The organism is Paenibacillus luteus (genome assembly GCF_006542765.1).
Classification (GTDB): Bacteria; Bacillota; Bacilli; order Paenibacillales; family Paenibacillaceae; genus Pristimantibacillus; species Pristimantibacillus luteus.
The window spans coordinates 263,582-284,862 of record NZ_SKCD01000077.1 but is presented as its reverse complement, the minus strand read 5'-3'; the positions used below and the strand labels follow the sequence as shown (position 1 = coordinate 284,862).

Sequence of the window (21,281 nt, the reverse complement as noted above, 5' to 3'; positions counted from 1 at the left end):
CGTCCTCTTTTTACATATATTAAATATTACTGAATACGGACTCACTTACTCACTAAAAAGGGAAACGGTGTGGTTTAGCTCTTTCACTTGCTTCGTTAAGAGATTGGAGGAGGCTGCCACCTGTTCAAGAGCAGCTACCTGCTCCTGTTCCATAGCGGAGATGTCGTCCATATCCTGCTTGATGCGATCAGCGCGCAGCTCTACTTGTTTAACGAGCATATGGATGCGCTCCATGCGTTCGCCGCCGTGGTTCATTTCTTCCGTAATCGTTTGAATTTCAGCTTGCACCAAAGAGCTGGCTGCGTGTATGGATTGGTATCCTTGCTGTGCTTGAACGGCTACCTGCTCGCCTACAAACAGCTGTTTGACGCTTTCCTGCATACGATCTTGAATGAGATTGACGGTAACGCGTACGCTGCCCATCTTTTCGTGGATTTGAGTCGAGATGGCGGCGGTTTGTTCGGCGAGCTGTTTGACTCTGCCAGCAATGACAGCAAAGCCGCTACCATGCTCGGCTGCCCTTCGTGCTTCAATGGATGCATTGAGTGCGAGAATATGGGTCTCGTTAGAAATTTGCCGAATCTGATGCAGCATCGCTTCCATTTCTTTGGCAAGAAGGTGCAGCTGTTTGGCGTCTTGGTCGACATGAGAAACGGTTGTGGTGAGCAGGGTGAATTGTGCCATAAACTGCTCAAGCTGTTCGTTTCCTTCTTTGGCAATGTGAACGGAATGAACAGCCTGCGTGTTGATATGATACGAATTGGTTGTAATCGTCTGGAAAAGACGCACGAGCTCATCAAATTCCCTCACCGACATTTGTACATATTCATCATGCTCATTTAATGCTTGAGAAACCTTTTGTGTTGCTGCGGCTATTGCTTTTCCAGATTGCTTATTATCGCCTAGCCCAACGTCCATGTGATGGGAGGAAGTGACTACCTGCCGATTGGTTTCACGGACTCTGTCAATGATGGTTCTCAGAGTGGCAAACATGAGGTTAAAGGAATCGCAAAGCTTTCCGATTTCATCACGGCTGCTGCTATGCACGGCATTTACCGATAAGTTTCCTGCTGCCAATTGAGCTACATTCAAACTTAATCTGCGAATCGGGATTGCGATTTCATTCGAGATTAGCCAGGCAATAGCGAGCGAGGCGCCAATAACGGCTGCAAAAACAGCTGTAAATATAAGCATATTTTGCTTGAAACGAGCAGCAATCCGATCTTTCTCAGCTGCATTGACGATTAGCTTTGTGTGAACAAGCTGTTGTAAATCTTGCTCGACTAGGCTTGTAATCTGAACGATGGATTCATAAGTGGATTTCTGCTCATCGACAGTCGCTTTGGATTGAATTTGCATATTTAGTTTGTTTAATTGCGTATGCAGCGAACTTACCGTTTTATGAAGGGATTCAAATCTCTCTAGCGTAAGAGGCGCGATCTCCGCGTGCTCCAAGCTGCGCAATCGCAGTTCCAACTGATTAAGGATAGCGGGATGCCGACTCTCTTTGAAGGATTGCCTGCCATTAACGATTCGCTCAACCTCAGAGTTGAAATCGGATGAAAGCGAGCCGGTCAGCTCGTTTGCTTTCAACGTAGAAACAAGCATGAAATCATACGTATGCCTATCATTGTTGAATACGTACATCTGCGTACCGCTCACCCCGCCCATCATAAAGAGAAGGAGAAGAAAAGCGACAATGAGCTTTCTGCGGATAGATTGGTTCCGATACCAGCTGAATACGGTCATGTGTAAAACCTCCCTGGGAAATAATTACTATAAATGTTAAGGGACAAAAGTCCTGAAATCTTTAGTTTTTTCGGCTATTTCATATATTTATGCGTTTTATGTCGCAAAACATATCATTCTCGTTTTTTAGAGCGGAAATATATAAATAAAGACTGTTTATTATAAATACTATACGGAAAAGAATCCTCTATAATGAATGAACCATGGCTTACCTATGGCGAGGAGAGTAAGGCTTAAGACTTGGTAAGCGTCAAGGTTTAACCATGGTTGAACGACAATTGACGAAACAGGAGGAAAGAATACGGTGAAAATTTCAGTAATCGGTGCGAAACAATCGCTTCGCAAAGCTATGGCGTTAATGCTATGTGTGAGTTTGTTCGTTTCATTCCTGCCGCCGGCAAAAATGGCAGCAGCGGAATCAGCGACAGAAGCATTAACAGCAGCTGCAGCAGTACAGAGCATTTTTATTGAGGACTTTAATGACGGGGATGCAGAGGGATGGACCTCATATGGATCCATGGATCCGCAAAATCGCGGCGTTTGGGAGGTGAATTCGGCAAAGCAGTATCGGATTAACGGTTCTCCCGGTGCCAAAACGGTAGCATCCAGCACTTATTTTCAAAACTTACAATATGAAGCTGATCTGAAAATCGGAGGCATCAATTCAGATGGCACAGGGCTGCTCTTCAGAGTAAATAACGTATCGGATAATGTGGCTGACGGCTATACGGGCTATTACGCGGCATTAACGGTTGACAAGAAAATGACGCTCGGAAGAGTAACAGGTAATGGCGATGAGTGGAAGGAGCTGAAGATCGTTCCGGTCAAGTGGAACCAAGGCCATGTCAAAGTGGTCGCAATCGGTAACCATTTTCAAGTCTTCCTGAATGACATGGTCACGCCAGTGATTGACTTGATCGATAATGACGGCAGACAAATTACGGAAGGCGGCCAAATCGGGCTTCGGACCTGGTGGGGAACCTCTACGGTAGATAATATCGTCGTTAGAGAGCGCTTCGAGCAGACAACAGCCGCACCGGAGTTCAGCATTGCGCCAGGGCAGTACGATTCGTTGCAAACGGTTTCAATCACTTCGGCATCGGTTGGGGCAACGATTCGTTATACGACTGACGGTAGTCATCCAAACGGGAATTCTCCCCTTTATACTTCTCCAATTACAGTAGGGACGGTCACGAATATTCGTGCCTATGCGGAGAAAGCAGGAGAAACGGTGTCGGATACGGTGGAAGCAGCTTATGTCATCGCTAGAAGCGACGGGGAATTAAAGGATGATTTCGACAATGGGCTTACCCAGCAGTGGTCAACCTTTACCGGTACACAAACAGCGAATTGGCAAGCGGTTGGCGGCAAATACCAAGTAACGAACAGCAGGGGCGACAAGGCGCTGCTTGATGCATCGCCGGAGCATTTCATCGTAGAGGCCGATATTAATCCTTATGCAAGCTGGCAAAACAGCGGCTTCATATTCAGGGTTACCGATGCTGGCAACGGTGCGGATAAGATGAGCGGCTATTACGCGGGAATTGCTGCAGACGGAACGCTAGAAGTCGGGAAAATGAATGCAGCCGGTAATAATGGCAGCGGAAGCTGGACGGGAATTGCAAAATCATTCGCGGCCGTTTATCCAAACCAGAACAACCATTTGAAAGTGGTGGGCTACGGTTCAACCTATTACATTTATGTGAATGGCAAATTGGAGTATCAATTCGCGGATACGGAGTATCAAGCAGGCAAGATCGGGCTTAGAGCTTGGAACGATAACAATCTTGTTACTTACGATAACTTTAAATTGACGAGCTTAACGAGCAAAGCAGCAACTTTTAATGAAGGCTTTGACAGCGGGAACGCAACGGGTTGGACAACCTATGGCGGTTCTTGGAGCGTGACCGACGGGAAATATAAAGTAGGCGAAGGCTCAGGTTTCAAATCTATTGCAAATAACACCAATTACAGCAATTTCACCTACGAAACGGATATCTCTGTAAGCAAGGGCGAAAGAGACGAAAACGCGGGTGTGCTTTTCAGAGTCAGCGATCCTACGGTTGGTACGGACAACCTTAAAGGCTACTTTGCGGGTATAGCCGTGAATGGGCGTGTTCAGGTTGGGAAGTTCAACAACAATTGGACAGAGCTGGCCTCCATTCCTTATCCGATCAGCCAAAATACGGTCTACCGGTTAAAGGTAGTTGCTGAAGGAAGTAACATCGAGGTATATATCAATGACGAGGTTGTAGTCAGCGTAGTAGACCGTACGTATACGCAAGGCGCAATCGGCCTTAGAACGTTTCTCGTAGACGCAGCCTATGACAATATTAAAGTCACGGACACCGGGGCGGTAACGCTGCCTGTATTTGACTGGTCATGGGTACAAGGCGCCGTCTTCGTTCCGACTAGCGCAGTCAATCAAATTGAGCAATGGCGCAGCTATGACCATGAAATTAATGATCGCGAGCTCTCCTATGCCAAAACGTATGGCATTAATTTCGTAAGGGTATTTATGCATAACTTATTGTGGGAAAATGACCAGGTGAATTTCTTAGCTAACCTAGAAGATTTCCTTTCCTTAGCAGATCAATATGGCATTAAAGTCGAGCTCGTATTTTTTGACGATTGCTGGGGCGATTTCCCGGTTTGGGGCGATCAGCCAAAACCTAGATACGGCGCGCATAACAGCCAATGGGTCGAAGCTCCAGGCGATACGGTGAAAGCAGATTATGCGGCCAACAAGGAGAAGCTCAAAGCTTACGTGCAAGGTGTAGTAGGCGCATTTAAGAACGATGATCGAATTGCGGTGTGGAACGTCTACAACGAGCCAAGCAATGGCGAAAGCGGCTTGATGGACACCGTTACGAAACAAATAATGAACGATTCTCGAATTTGGATTAAGGAAACGGGCTCCACGATCCCGGTTACCTCCACAGGAGGCCAATTCTCGGGCGGACCGTTCTCTGACTTCATTACGTACCATCCCTATGAATCCGATTACCCTACCTATCCGGACAGATACGGGCCAAATCAAGGCGTGCTTGCCGATGAGGTCATGAATCGTCTAACGCAATCGGTTCCGGGAGTAGTCAACAATTTCGGCAAGAAAGGATTGGGCTTTGTCATGTGGTCACTCGGGATTGGCCGTGATAACACAAGATTCCCTTGGGGAAGCGATGTGAATCCGCTAACGGAAGAGCCGGCCGTGCCATTCCATGGTGTTGTTTATCCAGACGGCCATCCTTGGGATGTCAATGATATTAAAGCTTTGGTAGGCGATGCCTACGATACGCTGCCGATCTTCGGCGTACAGTATTTTAAAGACAGCAACTTCGAACAGCCCGTCAAGAAATCGATCACCCCGCGTGTTGATTTCGACCTTGGCAATGAGAGAGGAACGGGATCGCCTGATTCATCCGTAGGCATTGGCGAGGATAACTTCTCGATCCGGTGGACAGGGACGATCCAGCCCGGAGCAACAGGCAATTATACGATTTTTGCAGACAGCGACAACATCGCAAGAGTATGGATTGACGATATTCAAGTCATCGACAAGCAATCACATGCCAGAGAAGAAGTGAGCGGGACGATCGCGCTGACACGCGGAGAAAAACTGGCCGTGACGATCGAGTATGTCCATGCTGCCGGAGATGCGAGCATGCACGTGAAATGGGCGGGGCCAAACCTGGCGAAACAAGTGTTGCTGCCGGTTTATTCGGAGATACCGGTTGAATCAGTGAGCTTGACGCCTTCTGCAATTACGGTAAAGGTTGGGCAAAAAGAGACGCTGCTAGCGACGCTTAAGCCGGTAAATGCCTCGAACCAGCAGTTGACCTGGAGCTCCAGCAAACCAGGCATTGCCCATGTCGGAACAGATGGCATTGTAAAGGGAATAGCCGAGGGTACGGCCACGATTACGGTGACTTCAGCCGATGGCGGATTCTCTGCTGCTGCAGCGGTAACGGTGCAAGCCGCAACGACCTTTACTAATCCGATCGTACCGGTATCGGGACCCGCGGGCTCCGCAGACCCGACGATCGTATTCAAGGATGGCTATTATTATTATGCAAAATCAGATAATGACACGTCACTTGTCGTTGCCAAAGCCAAACGCTTGGAAGATATCGGATCATCTCCACGGGTAACCGTTTATACGCCGCCTGCAGGAACGATGTATTCGAAAGAAATTTGGGCACCGGAGCTGCAGTATATTAATGGAAAATGGTATATCTATTTTGCTGCGGATGACGGAAACAACAACAACCATCGTATGTATGCCTTGGAAGGCAACTCGCAGGATCCGCAAGGAACCTACACTTTCAAAGGAAAAGTCGCTGATTCAACTGACAAATGGGCAATTGACGGCGCGGTCTTGCAAGCTGACAACCAATCCTTGTATTTTGTATGGTCAGGATGGGAAGGCAATACGAATGTAAGGCAGAACCTTTATATTGCGCCAATGAGCAATCCATGGACGATAAACGGACCAAGAGTATTACTTTCTACCCCTGAAAAACCATGGGAGTTGAATGGCTCGCCATACATTAACGAAGGACCGGAAATATTGAAAAAGGATGGCAAGGTGTTCATTGTATACTCCGCTAGCGGAAGCTGGACCGATGAGTACACGCTAGGCATGCTTACCAACACAGACGGTAACCTGCTTAATGCCGCATCGTGGGCAAAAAGAGGACCCGTATTCACCAAAGCGCCAATGAGTTTCGGACCGGGGCATAACACGTTTACAACCTCGCCTGATGGGAAAGAGGATTGGATCGTTTACCACGCGACCATGAAGTCGGGCGGAAGCTGGGGGAATCGGAGCGTAAGAGCACAGAAATTTACTTGGAATGCGGATGGCACGCCGAATTTTGGAACGCCAGTTGCTTACAATGCGCTGGTGGAACAGCCAAGCGGCACGCCATTGGTTGATCGCCATAGGTATGAAGCAGAGGATGCCGTGCTTCATGGCAGCGCAGCTGTCGTCCAATCGGAGAACAGCTCTGGCGGGAAAGTTGTAGGACAGCTCGATGCAGCAGGCAACGACTTTGTAGAATTTAACGTCGAAGCGGCTAGTGCCGGAGAATACAGCTTGATCGTCATGGCTGAGAATGGAAGCTCAGGCGGTGCCATTGCCGAGCATGACGTATCCGTGAACGGGACGAAGGGGCAAGCCATCGCTTACAGAAACTTTGGCTGGGGCCATACGAATCCGTCCTCCGTCGATGTGACGTTGGAAGCGGGATCGAACACAATCCGGCTTTCGAAGAAAACGAATTTTGCTCAGATTGACTATATCGTACTTGAACGTCTTGTGGCGGAACCAGCCAATAAGCTTCCAATTGAATCGCTTAGCTTGGATAAGTCCGTTCTTAATGTAGCCATTGGAACTGTAACGGCGCTTACTTCAACCATCAAGCCAATGATGATTTCGGATAAGAATGTAACGATTACCTCTTCCAATCCGAATGTAGCGACAGCGGCTATTGTGGGCAAGGATTCATTGACAGGACGCACAATGTTTGAGATCGCTGCGAAACAGCCGGGAACGGCGCAAATCCGCGTGGTAAGCGCAGCGAATGAAAGCATTTTAGCAGAAAGCACGGTTAACGTACTGCCTGAGTCGCAGGAGCCTAATCTTTCTGCATTTATAGTGGATCATTTTGATGCTCCCGAGCTGAATAAGGATTGGTCGGTGTACCAAGAGCTTGCTTCTAACTGGAGCTTGACGAAAAACCCTGGCTTTATGACGCTGCGAACAACGGCTACGGATATTTATCAAGATAACAACTCATTAAATAATGTGTTCTTGAAAAATGTTGCGGCAGGCAGCGATTTCGAATTGGTAACGAAGCTGACGGCCCCAGTTACCAAAAACCATCAGCAAGCAGGCTTGATCGTATGGCAGGATGCCGACCATTTTGTGAAGCTGTCCCATGTGTGGGCTAGCGGCCAAATTATCGAAACCGCGTACGAAATAGACCGGAAATACCAAAAGGCAACTAATTTCGTTAATCATCCTGGAGGCGATACACTCACGCTGAAAATTAAAAAATTAGGCAATGTGTATACGACTTATTACTGGAACGGCTATGAATGGATTCAAGCTGCTGATGCAATGACCGTTGACTTAAGCTCAATAAAAGTCGGGTTTTTCGCGAGTAATGTCGTTGCGCCTAACGATCCTATCGATGCGACTTTTGATTATATCGCGGTTAGAACGATCGAGGGAGGCGTTGATCTCGCACCGAAATCAGCCCATTTGCAGGCTGGCGAGAAGATTCAGCTCGTGAATGAAGGCAAGAGCGGGTCCGATGTAACATGGTCATCTTCTAATGAAAGCATTGCGACTGTAAGTGAAACAGGATTAGTTGTTGGCGTATCGCCAGGCAGAGCAGTCATTAAGGCAACTTCTAAAAATGGGGATTTCACTTCGCGAGCTACCGTCACGGTAGTAGGGTCGATTAAGCCGGGTGAAGTGCTGTACAGTGAAGATTTCTCCAGTTTAGATCCTACCGAATGGAGCACTTACGGCGGCGTATGGTCAGAAAGCGAGGGTGCCTATACGGTATCGAGCGGAGCGGGCTACAAAGCCATCCTGAATAGCATGAACTTTACCGATTACGTGTTGGAAACGGACGTGAAGATTGTTAGCGGAACGGAAGCCGGACTGGTATTTAGAGCTTCTAACCCAGCCGTGGGCCCTGATGCATTGGACGGTTATTATGTGGGCATTAATGCGGCGAACAAGTCTGCTGTCTTAGGCAGTTTCACAAACGGGAAGTGGAGAGAGCTCGCAACAAGAAATCTTCCGATTCAAGCAAACGAATGGTATACCATTAAAATTATTGCGAGTGAAGACCACATCCAGGTTTACATCAATGACAACCCGCTGAATGTCAATCCGTATCCTAAGTTTGACGTAGCGGAATCGACCCACCTTGCAACAAGCTCCATTGGCTTTAGAACGTTTAATGCCAAAGCACAGTTTGACAATGTGAAGGTTAGCGCTTACGCGGAAACGCTCACAGGCCCAACCTATACGAATACGGAACAGCTTCCTGATATTGCTGATCCGCATGTGTTGTTCTATGAAGGCGTCTATTACCTGTACGGTACGAATACCGCCGATTATCCGAATATGCCAAATGGCATTAAGGTGTATTCGTCATCGGATCTTGCTAACTGGCAGGAGCATGGTTATGCGCTGGAAAACAAAAATTCATGGGGTAACAACCGCTTCTGGGCGCCGGAGGTCATTGAGAAAAACGGTACATTCTATATGTACTATGCCGTTGAGGAACGTCTCGCCGTTGCCACAAGCGATTCGCCGCTCGGACCTTTTGTTCAAGAGGTACAAGCGCCTATCCATCTGAATACGCCTGAGATTGACGCGCATATCTTTACGGATGAAGACGGGAAAACCTATATGTACTTTGTTCGTTTCAATAATGATAACCATATTATGGTTGCTGAAATGAACGATGATATGAAAACAATCAAAGAAGATACGGTTCAATTTGTATTTGCGCCGACGCAGGCTTGGGAGAAAAGCCAGAAGCAGCCGGTCGCTAGCATTAATGAAGGCCCATTTGTCATTAAACACAAGGGAACTTATTACATGACGTATTCAGGAAACCATTTCCAAAGCCCTGATTACGGAGTAGGCTATGCGACTGCTCCTACGCCTACTGGGCCGTGGACCAAATACGAGTTCAATCCGATTATGAAAGCTAATGAGCTCGTGCCGGGAGCAGGGCATCACTCGCTCGTGAAATCCCCTGACGGGAAAGAATTGTTTATGGTTTATCATGTGCATTATGGAATTGGCCAAACAGAGCCAAGAAAGCTTGCGATTGACCGCGTACAATTCGTTCCGCAGGCGAACGGCCCTGACTTAATGGAAGTGTGGGGTCCAACGATGACGCCGCAGCGCATGCCTTCTAATTACAAGGAGATTGAGGTTGAATCTATTGTCATCAACGGCCAAGGCGGTGCTGCTGCGATTACAACAAAAGGCGGTACACTCCAGCTGAATGCATCGGTACTTCCGATTGACGCTACGAACAAACAAGTACAATGGTTGATCGAAAGCGGGGAGCAAGCAGCATCGATTTCGCAAACGGGTCTATTGACGGCTTTAAACGATGGGGTCGTTACGGTAAAAGCGGTCTCCGCTGGCCGTCCGTCCGTCTTCGGTACGATTGCCGTTACCATTTCCGGACAAAAGGATTCAGAAAACCCAGGCAATGGCGGAGAGCAGCCTAGCGGAGGAGGTTCTGCACCGGAGCCGGTTGCAAAGGTTGAAGGTCATGTACTGACCTTGCCTGCGATTAAGCCGAATGAAAACGGACAGCTGCTTCTGAAAGTAGCACAAGCGGATTTCGAAGCGGTACTTGCCCAAGCGGTGAATAAGTCCGTGACGATTATGCTACAAAATGCAGATACTGCTAAAGAAGTCATTCTATCACTGACTGCGGGCCAGCTTGAAGCAGCCAAGCAGAAGGGAATTGAGAACGTAGAGATTGTGTTTGGTTCCACAACGTTTAACCTAAAGACTGGACCAATAGCTCCAGGACTGGATAAAGCTGCAGTCATTGCTCTCTCTTTGTCCGGGGTTAACAAACAAAGTTTATCTTCCGAAGCGGCTGCCGTAATCGGCGATAAGCCTGTCTATGCGATTACGCTAAGCGTTAATGGAGGCAAGCAATCTGACTTGGGCGATAAATGGCTTAAAGTATCGCTTGATTATAAGCTGCTGCCGAATGAAAATCCTAATCAAGTCGTCATTTATTACATCGATGACCAAGGAAAGCTGTCTCTAATTAAGCATGCCAAATACGATGCTGAAACAGGGAAAGTAGTATTTGAAGCCGGGCATTCAGGTAAATACGCTGCCGTATACAAGCCTGTTGCTTTCACGGATCTTTCCCAAGTCGCTTGGGCGCAAGAAAGCATTCATGCATTGGCAGCTCGTGAAATTGTGAATGGCGTCGGCAACCAATTGTTTGCTCCGAGCAGCAAAGTAACGAGAGCTCAATTCATTACGATGCTGATGAACGCGTTTGCCTTCACTGACAGCAGCGCGGCAAGCACGTTTAGCGACGTGTCGCAAGAAGCATGGTATTACCAAGCCGTGGCGCTAGCCCAAACGCTTGGCATTGTGAATGGCAAAACGGATGGCAGCTTTGGCGTAAATGATGAAATTACGCGAGAAGAGATGGCGGCTATGGCCTATCGCACATCGAAGCTTGCTGCCGTAAACCTTTCTTCTTCAGAAGAAACGAATCCATTTGCCGATCAATCGACCATTGCCGCATTCGCTGCAGAGAGTGTTAGCGCAATGCAGGCCGCAGGCATTATTAATGGAAAAGGCGCTAGCCGCTTTGCACCAAAGGATCATGCTTCGAGAGCAGAAGCAGCCAAGATTGTTTATGGCCTATTTAAGCTGATTCCTTAATCTAAGCTTTCGTTATCTTTAAGCGTCGCCCCTCGCAGATCTATGCGGGAGGCGGCGCTTATTTGCTTATTTCGGATCAAGGAAAAGGACCGAATAATGTATAAAATAGCTTTTGCGTGTAAATACAATGGCTGCTTGAATCCGTAAAATGATAATTGATCATAAAAATAGAGTGTTCATAGAGGAAGGAGTGGCCTAATGAGCGGAAACGTTCTACTGAAGATGGATGACGTAAGCAAAACCTTTCCCGGCGTTAAAGCGCTTAGCGGCGTAAACTTCACCTTGCGAAAAGGAGAGGTTCACGCATTGATGGGCGAGAATGGCGCGGGGAAATCTACCTTGATAAAAGTGCTGACTGGCGTGCACGCGATGGATATAGGTGAAGTGAAATTGAATGGGAGACTGATTTCGGCAAAGTCGCCGCAAGAGGCGCAAATGCTTGGAATCAGTACGGTGTATCAGGAAATTAATTTATGCCCTAATTTGTCTGTGGCAGAAAATTTGTATATCGGCCGCGTGCCGAAGCGTAGAGGCTCGATCGATTGGAAACGGATGAACGAGGACAGCGAGCGCTTGCTGAAACGGTTGAATTTAAATCTGGATGTGAAGCAGCCGCTGTCGGATTTCTCGGTCGCCATACAGCAAATGGTTGCGATTGCGAGAGCGGTTGACATGTCCAGCGGCGTTCTTATTCTCGATGAGCCCACCTCCAGCTTGGACAATCAAGAGGTGCAGCAATTGTTCGATGTCATGCGCAAGCTTCGCGACGAGGGGATGGGAATCGTGTTTGTCACCCACTTCCTGGACCAGGTTTACGATATCACCGATCGGATCACGATTTTGCGCAATGGCGCTTTAGTCGGTGAATATGAGACGAGCAAGCTGTCCAAGAGCAGTCTCGTATCGAATATGATCGGCCGTGAATGGAGAGAAGAGGACGAGCATCGTAAAAAGGAGCAGAGCTATACCTCTGAAGTCACGATGTCTACCCAAGCTTTAACGAGAGCGGGTTCCGTGAAACCGGTCAGCTTATCTGTCAAGAAGGGAGAGGTTGTCGGACTTGCTGGCTTGCTCGGATCGGGCCGTTCGGAGTTCGCCAATCTCATCTTTGGCATTGACCAGTCCGACAGCGGCATTCTGACGCTGGGGTCGGAGACGTTCCAGTCGATGAATCCGAAGAAGGCCATCCGGAAGGGAGTAGGCTTCTGCCCGGAGGATCGGAAAGTAGCAGGCATTGTGGGCGAGCTGACGATACGCGAAAATATTGTGCTCGCGCTTCAGGCGAAAAAGGGCATTTTCAACTATATCCCTTTAAAAAAACAGCAGGAAATTGCGCGCAAATTTATCGAGCTGCTTCGAATCAAGACGCCTAGCATGGAGCAGCGTATCGATAATTTAAGCGGCGGCAATCAACAGAAGGTTATTTTGGCGCGGTGGCTCGCTACGGAACCAAGCCTGCTCATTCTCGATGAACCGACAAGGGGGATTGACGTTGGCTCCAAAGGCGAGATTCGCAAGCTGATCTTGGATCTGGCGAAGTCGGGGCTTTCGATCTTAATTATCTCCTCTGAGCTTCAAGAAATGATTGAATGCGCGGATCGGATCGTCGTGCTGCGCGACCGGATGCAGGTAGGCGAAATTAGCGGCGATCACATGACGGAAACCAATATTATGAAGATGATTGCAGAAGGAGGCGGTTCACATGAGCAGTATTCGCAAACGGGCAGCTAGTATCATGCATACCAAAATCATTTGGCCAATTACGGCTTTAGCCGCCATCTTGTTGTTCAACTTATTTTTTGTTCCAGGTTTTTTTAATATCGAAATCAAAAACGGCCATCTCTTCGGAAGCTTGATCGATATTTTGAATCGCGCTGCACCCATTATGGTTATTGCCATTGGCATGACGCTTGTTATTGCGAAGGAAGGCATCGATATCTCGGTCGGCTCCGTTCTGGCGATAGCGGGTGCGGTTGCCATCTCCCTGCTTGGCGTCGTACCGCTTTGGCTTGCCATAGTCGCCGCTTTGATCGTCGGGGTATTATGCGGCTTATGGAATGGCTTGTTGATCGCTTACCTGGGCATACAGCCCATGGTTGGGACTTTAATTCTCATGACCGTGGGCCGAGGAATCGCACAATTAATAACGGAAGGCAAGGTGCTTACTACCGACGATAAAGCTTTTGGTTTCATCGGTAAAGGGTTTTTCTTAGGCTTGCCTTTCTCCATCTTTATCGCAGCATTCGTGTTTCTCTTTGTTCTGTATTTGAAAAAGCGTACCGCTCTTGGGCTTTTCCTTGAGGCAACGGGCACAAATAAAATATCCAGTGAGTATGCGGGCGTTGAGCCCCGGAAAATATACTTATTCGTTTACATCGTTTGCGGCCTCTGCGCTGCGATTGCAGGACTGCTTGTCAGCTCGAATATTAGCAGTGCGGATGCGAATAATGCAGGCTTATGGATTGAGCTGGATGCGATCTTGGCGGTCGTTATTGGCGGAACCTCCATGCGGGGAGGACGATTCTTCCTTGCCGGTACGGTAATCGGGGCTTTGTTCATTCAGTCACTAACGACAACGATCTACTCCATGGGGGTACCGCCTGAACGCATTATGGTTGTGAAAGCTATTGTTGTTATCGTTGTAAGCTTGATGCAATCCGACCGTTTCAGACGAGTGTTCCAGCAGAAGAATAAACAGGCGGTGGCAGGATGAAGCTGAATCTTCGAATCAATCAGAACAATATTATTATTCTCTCGACATTGCTGCTTATTATTTTATTATACGGTGCCGGCTCAGTCCTCTACACCGGATTTTTCACATGGCAGGTTTTCTTCAATCTATTTATTGATAACGCTTATCTGATTATCGTTGCGACGGGGCTTGCTTTCGTTATTATTACAGGCGGAATCGATTTGTCCGTTGCTTCAGTCGTTGCATTCGTAAGCGTCGTATCGGCTGCGCTGCTGCAGGAGGGCATGAATGCATACGCGGTTATGGCCATTTGCTTGCTCATCGGCATTTTGTTCGGAGCTGCGCAAGGTTACTTGATTCAACGCTTCGACCTCCACCCTTGGATTGTTACCCTCGCAGGCATGTTTCTTGCGAGAGGGGCGAGCTATTTCATAACCACGCAAAGCATCGTCATCGAGAATGCAACGTATACCGCCATTTCCAAATTCAAAATCAATCTGGTCGGGTCCAACTTCATCTCGGTGAGCGTCGTAATCGCACTCGCGGTCGTCGCTATCGCTATCTATGTCGCCAAATACACGGAATTCGGCAGGGCGGTATTTGCTATCGGAGGCAGCGAGCGCTCAGCAGTGCTCATGGGCCTGCCGGTTCCTCGCATAACCGTATTGGTATACACCATTAGCGGTTTCTGTTCTGCGCTTGGCGGCATTGTATTTACCTTCTACATGTTGTCCGGCTACAATCTTCATTTAATGGGAATGGAGATGGATGCGATTGCCGCTTGCGTCATCGGGGGCATTCTGCTCACGGGTGGTTTTGGCTACTTGGTTGGTCCTTTATTAGGCGTTATCTGCTCCGGCATTATTCAAACCATTGTCATGTATCAGGGCACGCTGAGCTCATGGTGGACCAAAATTGCAGTGGGCTTCCTATTATTCCTGTTTATTCTTCTGCAAAGGGTAATCGTTATCCGCAGGCAAAGACGGCGCATCATCAGCCATGCTGCGGGGAAACCAGCCCCAAACGGCGGGGATCGTCGAGCGCCGGCTTCGGTTTAAAGTTATGAATAAATCATAATCACGAATTACAGATAGTGCCGAATTTAGCAAAATATAACGTTATTATCTAAATACAATAAAATTGAAACGAATTATATTAATAATGTAATCAACACACAGCATATAAAGGGAGGAACAAAAAATGTTTAAGTTTAAAAAGAGTTCTTTTGTCATGACAACGGTGTTAGCGGTGGGGCTTCTGCTATCGGCATGCAGCGGCAATGCAGCTAACAATAATGGAGGGACTGCGGCAACGAATGCAGGGACGGAGACGACGGCTCCTGCGCCAGAAGACAAAGGATCGGACAAAAAGATCGTCCTGGGCTTCTCGCAGATCGGTGCGGAGAGCGGTTGGCGGGATGCTGAAACGCAATCGATCAAGGACACCTTCGGCAGCGACGCGCAGTTCGAGCTGAAGTTCTCCGATGCCCAGCAAAAACAAGAGAATCAAATTAAAGCGATCCGCACCTTCATCTCCCAGAAAGTAGACGCCATCGCGCTTGCGCCAGTCGTTGAATCAGGCTGGGAAACGGTGCTGGAAGAAGCAAAAGCTGCAAACATTCCCGTATTTCTGCTTGACCGTACAGTAAAAGTAAGCGATGAGTCGCTTTACACTTCATTTATCGGTTCCGATTTCGTGCTTGAAGGACAAAATGCAGCAAAAACGATGATGGAGCTGCTTGGCGCTGACAAGCAAGTAAACATCGTTGAGCTTCAAGGAACGGTTGGCGCGAGCGCTGCGAATGACCGCCAAAAGGGATTCAAAGAAATTGTTGACGGCAACCCTAACTACAAAATCATTAAATCCCAATCCGGTGACTTTACCCGTGCGAAGGGCAAAGAAGTTATGGAAGCCTTCTTGAAATCCGATGGCAAAAATATTCAAGCGGTTTACGCACATAACGATGACATGGCGCTTGGGGCGATTCAAGCGATTGAAGAGTACGGCTTGAAGCCGGGAACAGACATTTTCGTTGTATCGGTGGACGGAATCAAACCGGCGTTTGAAGCCATCCGCGACGGGAAGTTGAATGTTACCGTTGAGTGCAATCCGTTGCTAGGGCCTCAATTGAAACAAGCCATTCTTGACTTCAAAGAAGGCAAAACGTTGGAAAAATGGATCAAATCAGACGAGGATGTTTACTTCGGCCAAAAAGCGATCGATGCATTGCCGAACCGCCTCTATTAATCTCGAATGCAACAAATTGCAAAGGGGCCCATGCCCCTTTGCAATTTGTTGTTTCCCATCAAAAAAAGTCGATATATACTGAGATTAAAAAGAAATAGGTGAGAACGTGTTTGCAGGAATCAAACGCTTGGAGATTATCCAACGATTTCAAAATCGCAGTATTAGGTTCAAGCTTCTCATTTATTTTGTGATTATTATATTATTGTCGATCGTTACGTTAAGCGCAGTTGGCACGGGGGTTTATAAACGTTCCATTGAAGATACGACGAATGAACATACGATTCAGATGATGAAGCAAGTTAAAAATAACATTGTGTATTATTTCGATGAAATGGAAAATATTCTGGCTTATGTCGCGGACGACAACAACGTGATGTCTTTTTTCAGTGAAGGGCTTGTAACGGGGGCGGATGTCACAGGCGCTCGAGAAGCCGACATTGAAAAGGTTATCGCCATGTACGAACGAAGGCATCGCGAAATCGCAGGCCTGCTAATCGTGAATAAAAAGGATCAGTATGTCAGCAATAGACTGGAGAGAATCATTCGGGACCCGTTAACCTCGGAGAGCTGGTACAAGGAAGCGGTTGCTAAGCCCGATGAGCTGCTGCTGATCAGCAAGCCTATTGGAAGGAACATTAAATCGGAATACAATTACAGTGCCGATCAAGTGCTGTCTTTTGTAAAGGCGATTAAGGATCCGCACACGAATGAGGTGCTAGGCGTTATATTGCTGGATATGGAGCTAAGCATTTTTCAAAAAACGATTGAGTCCGTGTCATTAGGAAAAAGTGGGTTCGTCTATATTACCGATTCGCACGGGGGCATTGTATATTCACCGGTTAACTTGATTGTTTACAGGATTGACAACGAGTGGTTGGAAAGCGGTTACACGAGCATGGAGAAAAAGATCAACAATCGAGCCTTTCAAATCATGCAGGATCGGTTCGAGCGCACGAATTGGAAGATCGTCAGCGTCTTTCCATTGGATGAATCCAAATCGGTGGTCATCAAATGGCAACTGTATACCGTTATCGTCGTGCTGCTCACGATCATTTTAGCAATTATCGTCTCTTGGTTCTTTACGAATTCGATCATTAATCCGGTACGCAAGCTGCGGCGCATTATGCACCGTGTGGAGGAGGGTGAGCTCCATCTGCGGTTCAAAGGCGGCTCGAAGGATGAAATCGGCCAATTGGGCGACAGCTTCAACAAAATGGTACAGGAGATCGAGCAGCTGATCCATATGGTCTATACCGAGCAGAAAGAGAAGAGGGAAGCAGAGCTCAAGGTGCTGCAAGAACAGATAAAGCCGCATTTTCTGTATAACACGCTTGATACGATTCAGTGGATGGCACAGGACAGAGGGGCCGACGATATTGTTGAGATTATAATCGCGCTGACCAATCTGTTCCGAATTGGTTTAAGCAAAGGAAACGAAATGATCTTTCTCGAAGATGAGATCAAGCATGTGGATAGCTATCTTATTATTCAAATGATGCGGTATGAGAGCAAGATTAGCTACGAGATTCAAGAAATACCCGAGAGCTTGAAATATAACCGCTTATTGAAGCTTATTCTTCAACCGCTCGTCGAGAATGCGATCTATCATGGCATCAAAATGAAAAAGGGAAAAGGCCATATTCGGATTGAAACGGTACATATCGACAATCACCTTGTCTTGTCGGTTATCGACAACGGGCAGGGCATGAAGCCGGAGCAGCTGGAGCTTCTTGAGCAGGGCTTGAAGGATTCAAGCAATCCAGAACATAAAAACGGGTTTGGTTTATTCAATGTCAATGAGCGAATCCGCCTTACATACGGTCCGTCCTACGGGATTGAAGTGAAGAGCGAATATGGCGTAGGCACAAGAATAAATGTTTATCTGCCGGTAAACAACGATTGAGGCTGAAAGAGCTTGTTACTCACAGAAGGAGGAGAACAGCATGTGGAAATTAGTCATCGCTGATGATGAGCCAAGAATAAGAAGAGGCCTGCTGCAGGTGCTGCCATGGGAAGAGCTGGGCATTGAGGTCGTTGGCGAAGCAGAGGATGGGATCGAGGCGCTAGAGGTTGCCAAGGCAACGAAGCCGGATCTTATATTTGTTGATATTAACATGCCGTTTCTGGACGGATTGGCATTCGTCGAGCAGCTGCAGCTTGAGCATAAATGCCTGGTCGTCGTAATCACCGGTTATGATGAATTTACATATGCACAGAAAGCCGTAAAGCTGAACGTATTTGATTATGTTTTAAAACCGGTGGTCAAGTCCCAGCTTAAGGAATTAATTGAACGCGCTGTCATTGAGCTCGAGAAAAATAAAATAAAAGAAGAGTTCCATGCATTTACGAGCAAGCAGCTGCAAAGCAATTCGCTGCTGATTCGTGACCATTTTTTGCGGAGATGGATGAATGGATTGTTGGAGTCTGAAGAGGTTGTGAAAAATATTGAATATTTGCAGCTCCCGATTCATGCATCAACCCGGATGGCCGTATTCAAGGTCGTGCAAGGCACTAACGTTGGTACGGTGAAAAAGGAATGGGGCAAGGATTTGCTCGAATTTGCTTCCAGAAACATCATAGAGGATCTGTTAGCGGATAGCGGAACACATATCGTGTTCGAGGATGAGAAGGGGTATATTGTCATTTTCTCGCCAATTGCAGATGAAAGTGAATGGATGAAGCAGTGTATGGCCATTCAGACGAAGTTTGAAGAAATATTAGCGCGAATGGTCATTCACATGGATAGAGTTATGCAGGACGGCTTCTTGCACGCCGACCGTATTTATAACGAGCTTGTGAAGGGAATCAATGCGAAGGGCAGCTTGTCGCCTGTTGTGCTATTAGCGAAGAAGTTCGTTGAGCAGGCTTATGCGATGCCGAACCTTTCTTTGCAGGAGGTGGCTGACCAAGTGAGAGTAAGCCCGACCTATCTAAGCAAGCTTCTGAAGAAAGAGATTGGCGCTTCGTTCATTGATTATTTGACGGACGTGCGGATTAAGCATGCAGTGCTGCTTATGAATGATACCAGCTATAAGGTATATGAAATCGCAGAAAAGGTCGGCTATAACAGCCAGCATTACTTCAGCAACGCGTTCAAGAAAAAAACAGGCGTTTCTCCAAACTCCTACCGCAAAGGAAGCTGGACATGAAGGAAGCAAGGTACAAAATAGTATTTTTTTTCGTTGCCTTCATGGCGCTTTTAAGTCTATATTCCTGCAGCAACCACACATCAACGATACCCGAAGAGGGCGTAAAGTATTTGATCGGGGTGTCGCAGCCTAATCTGAACGAGCCATGGCGCGTCGTGCTGAATGATGAGATTAAACGCGACGCGGGCGCTTACCCAGACCTGCGCGTTATATTTACCGACGGAGGAAATGACAGCAAGCAGCAGGAGGAGGATCTTCACAAGCTGGTAGGATACGGCATTGACTTGCTTATTATTTCTTTGGATGATCCAATTCTGCTCACGCCTACGATAACTGAAATCTATGAGAAGATTCCGGTTATCGTACTCGGTCGCGGCGTAACGGGTTATGATTATACGTTGTATATCGGGACGGATAATCGACTCATCGGGAGCAAGGCGGCGGGATACGCCAAGCAGCTGCTTGAAGCAGGGGATAATCGGATCGTCGAGATTCTAGGGCTCAAAGGCTCGCCGACAGTAGATGAACGCAGCGAGGGCTTCCGCGAAGCGCTGACAGACCGTAAAGATATTGTGATTGCGGAGTCATTATATGCGGATTGGCAGCGCGATAAGTCGGAAGATTTACTTTTGGAATCGTTGGAGAAAGATACGGATATCGATCTCATCTTTGCCCATAATGACGCCATGGCATTAGGCGCTTCGATTGCTTTGAAGAAAAAAGGGATAACGGATGTAAAGATTATCGGCGTTGACGGCGTTAAAGGTGACAATGGCGGATTGAACCTTGTAAAGGAAGGCACGCTTACGGGCACTTTTACCAGCCCGACAGGTGGCGGTGAGGCTATTCGTTATGCGGTCGATATTTTAAATAAAGAGAAGGGGATTCCTAAAAAAATTATTTTGAGAAGCCATCCGATTACAAAGGACAACATAAATGAATTTGGTGAGCTGGAGTCGGTCTCTAAGGTGAAGCCGATAAGACAGATAACCGAAGCAGCGCCTATAAAAATCGGTTTCGCACAGGTCGGCTTGGAAAGCGGGTGGCGGCTGGCGCATACCAATTCCGTTATCCACGCGGCTAAAGAAGAGGGAATCGAGCTGCTATACGAGAATGCGCTTCAGCAGCAGGATAAGCAAATCGAATTGATTCGAAAATTCATCGCTTTGAAAGTGGATTTTATTGTGTTTTCACCATTGGTGAAGACGGGCTGGGACGTTGTGCTGCAAGAAGCGAAGCAGGCCGGAATCCCCGTTATTCTCTCGGACCGTGAAGTGAAAGTAAGCGACGACTCTTTATGGACCGCCTACATCGGCTCGGATTTCGTAGAGGAAGGCAGGCGGGCGGCTCGCTGGCTCACGCAAGAAATGGCAGCCGGCGCAGGGCAGGTGAACATTGTGGAGCTTCAAGGGACGAAGGATTCCGATCCCGCAGTGGGACGAAAGGTAGGCTTTGAAGAAATTATTAAGGATGAGCGCGGCTATCAGATCGTGCAATCTTTGCAAGGTGATTTTACACTGGAAAACGGTAAGCAACTTATGTTGGAAGCGCTTGATCAACACGGTGAAGACATCGATGTCGTATATTCGCATAATGATGACATGGCTCTTGGAGCCATTCAGGCCATTGAGCAATATGGACTGAAGCCGGGCAAGGATATCAAAATCATTTCGATCGATGCGACTAGGGCTGCACTAAAGGCGCTAGGAACCGGTAAATTAAACTTTGTCGTCGAGTGCAATCCGCTGCTCGGGCCGCAGCTCATGAAAGCCGTGAAGGATTATATGGCGGGAAAGGAGCTTCCTATGAAAATCATTACATCGGAAGGGGTATTTACGCAGGATACAGCGAAGCGAGCGTTGGCAAGAAGGGAATATTAATAAACGGTATTATTTGGGGAAATGTGGCATGGCCGAGTTGACAAGCCGCTCTTCGCAGAGGGACAATAAAGAATATCCCAATGAGAAGAGGCGAAGCA

General features: G+C 47.6%; 9 protein-coding genes. 8 read left to right on the top strand and 1 reads right to left on the bottom strand.

Annotated features, from left to right (window positions below; genetic code table 11):
• Positions 1 to 45: 45 nt before the first annotated feature.
• Positions 46 to 1,749, bottom strand: a complete 1,704-nt coding sequence (locus E0496_RS33340) for a methyl-accepting chemotaxis protein (protein ID WP_141506216.1) — start codon at positions 1,747 to 1,749, stop codon at positions 46 to 48.
• 304 nt (positions 1,750 to 2,053) lie between these two features.
• Between E0496_RS33340 and E0496_RS36060 the strand changes: the two genes are divergently transcribed.
• The 8 genes from E0496_RS36060 to E0496_RS33300 all read left to right on the top strand — a co-directional run bounded on the left by E0496_RS36060 (position 2,054) and on the right by E0496_RS33300 (position 21,183).
• On the top strand, positions 2,054 to 11,215 hold the full coding sequence (locus tag E0496_RS36060) for a family 43 glycosylhydrolase (RefSeq protein WP_141506215.1): 9,162 nt from the start codon (positions 2,054 to 2,056) through the stop codon (positions 11,213 to 11,215).
• Between the two features lie 198 nt (positions 11,216 to 11,413).
• Positions 11,414 to 12,946: a sugar ABC transporter ATP-binding protein gene (locus E0496_RS33330; protein ID WP_141506214.1), complete on the top strand. Its 1,533-nt coding sequence runs from the start codon at positions 11,414 to 11,416 to the stop codon at positions 12,944 to 12,946.
• A complete protein-coding gene (locus E0496_RS33325; RefSeq protein WP_139992515.1) occupies positions 12,918 to 13,928 on the top strand; it encodes an ABC transporter permease in 1,011 nt (336 codons plus the stop codon). Before E0496_RS33330 ends, E0496_RS33325 begins: the two co-directional genes overlap by 29 nt.
• Positions 13,925 to 14,965, top strand: coding sequence for a galactofuranose ABC transporter, permease protein YjfF (gene yjfF, locus E0496_RS33320; protein WP_139992513.1), 1,041 nt, complete (start codon positions 13,925 to 13,927; stop codon positions 14,963 to 14,965). The genes E0496_RS33325 and yjfF overlap by 4 nt, the downstream gene beginning before the upstream one ends.
• 142 nt (positions 14,966 to 15,107) lie before the next feature.
• Positions 15,108 to 16,154, top strand: a complete 1,047-nt coding sequence (locus tag E0496_RS33315; RefSeq protein ID WP_139992511.1) for an ABC transporter substrate-binding protein — start codon at positions 15,108 to 15,110, stop codon at positions 16,152 to 16,154.
• A 187-nt stretch (positions 16,155 to 16,341) separates the two neighbouring features.
• The gene (locus E0496_RS33310; RefSeq protein WP_206669929.1) at positions 16,342 to 18,057 is read left to right on the top strand and encodes a cache domain-containing sensor histidine kinase; all 1,716 of its coding nucleotides are present in this window, start codon (positions 16,342 to 16,344) and stop codon (positions 18,055 to 18,057) included.
• A 40-nt stretch (positions 18,058 to 18,097) separates the two neighbouring features.
• Positions 18,098 to 19,303 carry a response regulator transcription factor gene (locus tag E0496_RS33305; RefSeq protein WP_141506212.1) on the top strand — a complete coding sequence of 402 codons (1,206 nt, stop codon included), beginning with the start codon at positions 18,098 to 18,100 and terminating at the stop codon, positions 19,301 to 19,303.
• Positions 19,300 to 21,183: a substrate-binding domain-containing protein gene (locus E0496_RS33300; RefSeq protein ID WP_141506211.1), complete on the top strand. Its 1,884-nt coding sequence runs from the start codon at positions 19,300 to 19,302 to the stop codon at positions 21,181 to 21,183. The genes E0496_RS33305 and E0496_RS33300 overlap by 4 nt, the downstream gene beginning before the upstream one ends.
• Positions 21,184 to 21,281 lie beyond the last annotated feature (98 nt).

What these genes read in the sequence shown, in the direction of transcription:
- yjfF (WP_139992513.1), top strand. Translation starts at nt 13,925, where the DNA reads ATGAAGCTGAATCTTCGAATCAATCAGAACAATATTATTATTCTCTCG.
- E0496_RS33330 (WP_141506214.1), top strand. Translation starts at nt 11,414, where the DNA reads ATGAGCGGAAACGTTCTACTGAAGATGGATGACGTAAGCAAAACCTTT.
- E0496_RS33340 (WP_141506216.1), bottom strand. Translation starts at nt 1,749, where the DNA reads ATGACCGTATTCAGCTGGTATCGGAACCAATCTATCCGCAGAAAGCTC.
- E0496_RS33300 (WP_141506211.1), top strand. Translation starts at nt 19,300, where the DNA reads ATGAAGGAAGCAAGGTACAAAATAGTATTTTTTTTCGTTGCCTTCATG.
- E0496_RS33315 (WP_139992511.1), top strand. Translation starts at nt 15,108, where the DNA reads ATGTTTAAGTTTAAAAAGAGTTCTTTTGTCATGACAACGGTGTTAGCG.
- E0496_RS33325 (WP_139992515.1), top strand. Translation starts at nt 12,918, where the DNA reads ATGAGCAGTATTCGCAAACGGGCAGCTAGTATCATGCATACCAAAATC.
- E0496_RS33305 (WP_141506212.1), top strand. Translation starts at nt 18,098, where the DNA reads ATGTGGAAATTAGTCATCGCTGATGATGAGCCAAGAATAAGAAGAGGC.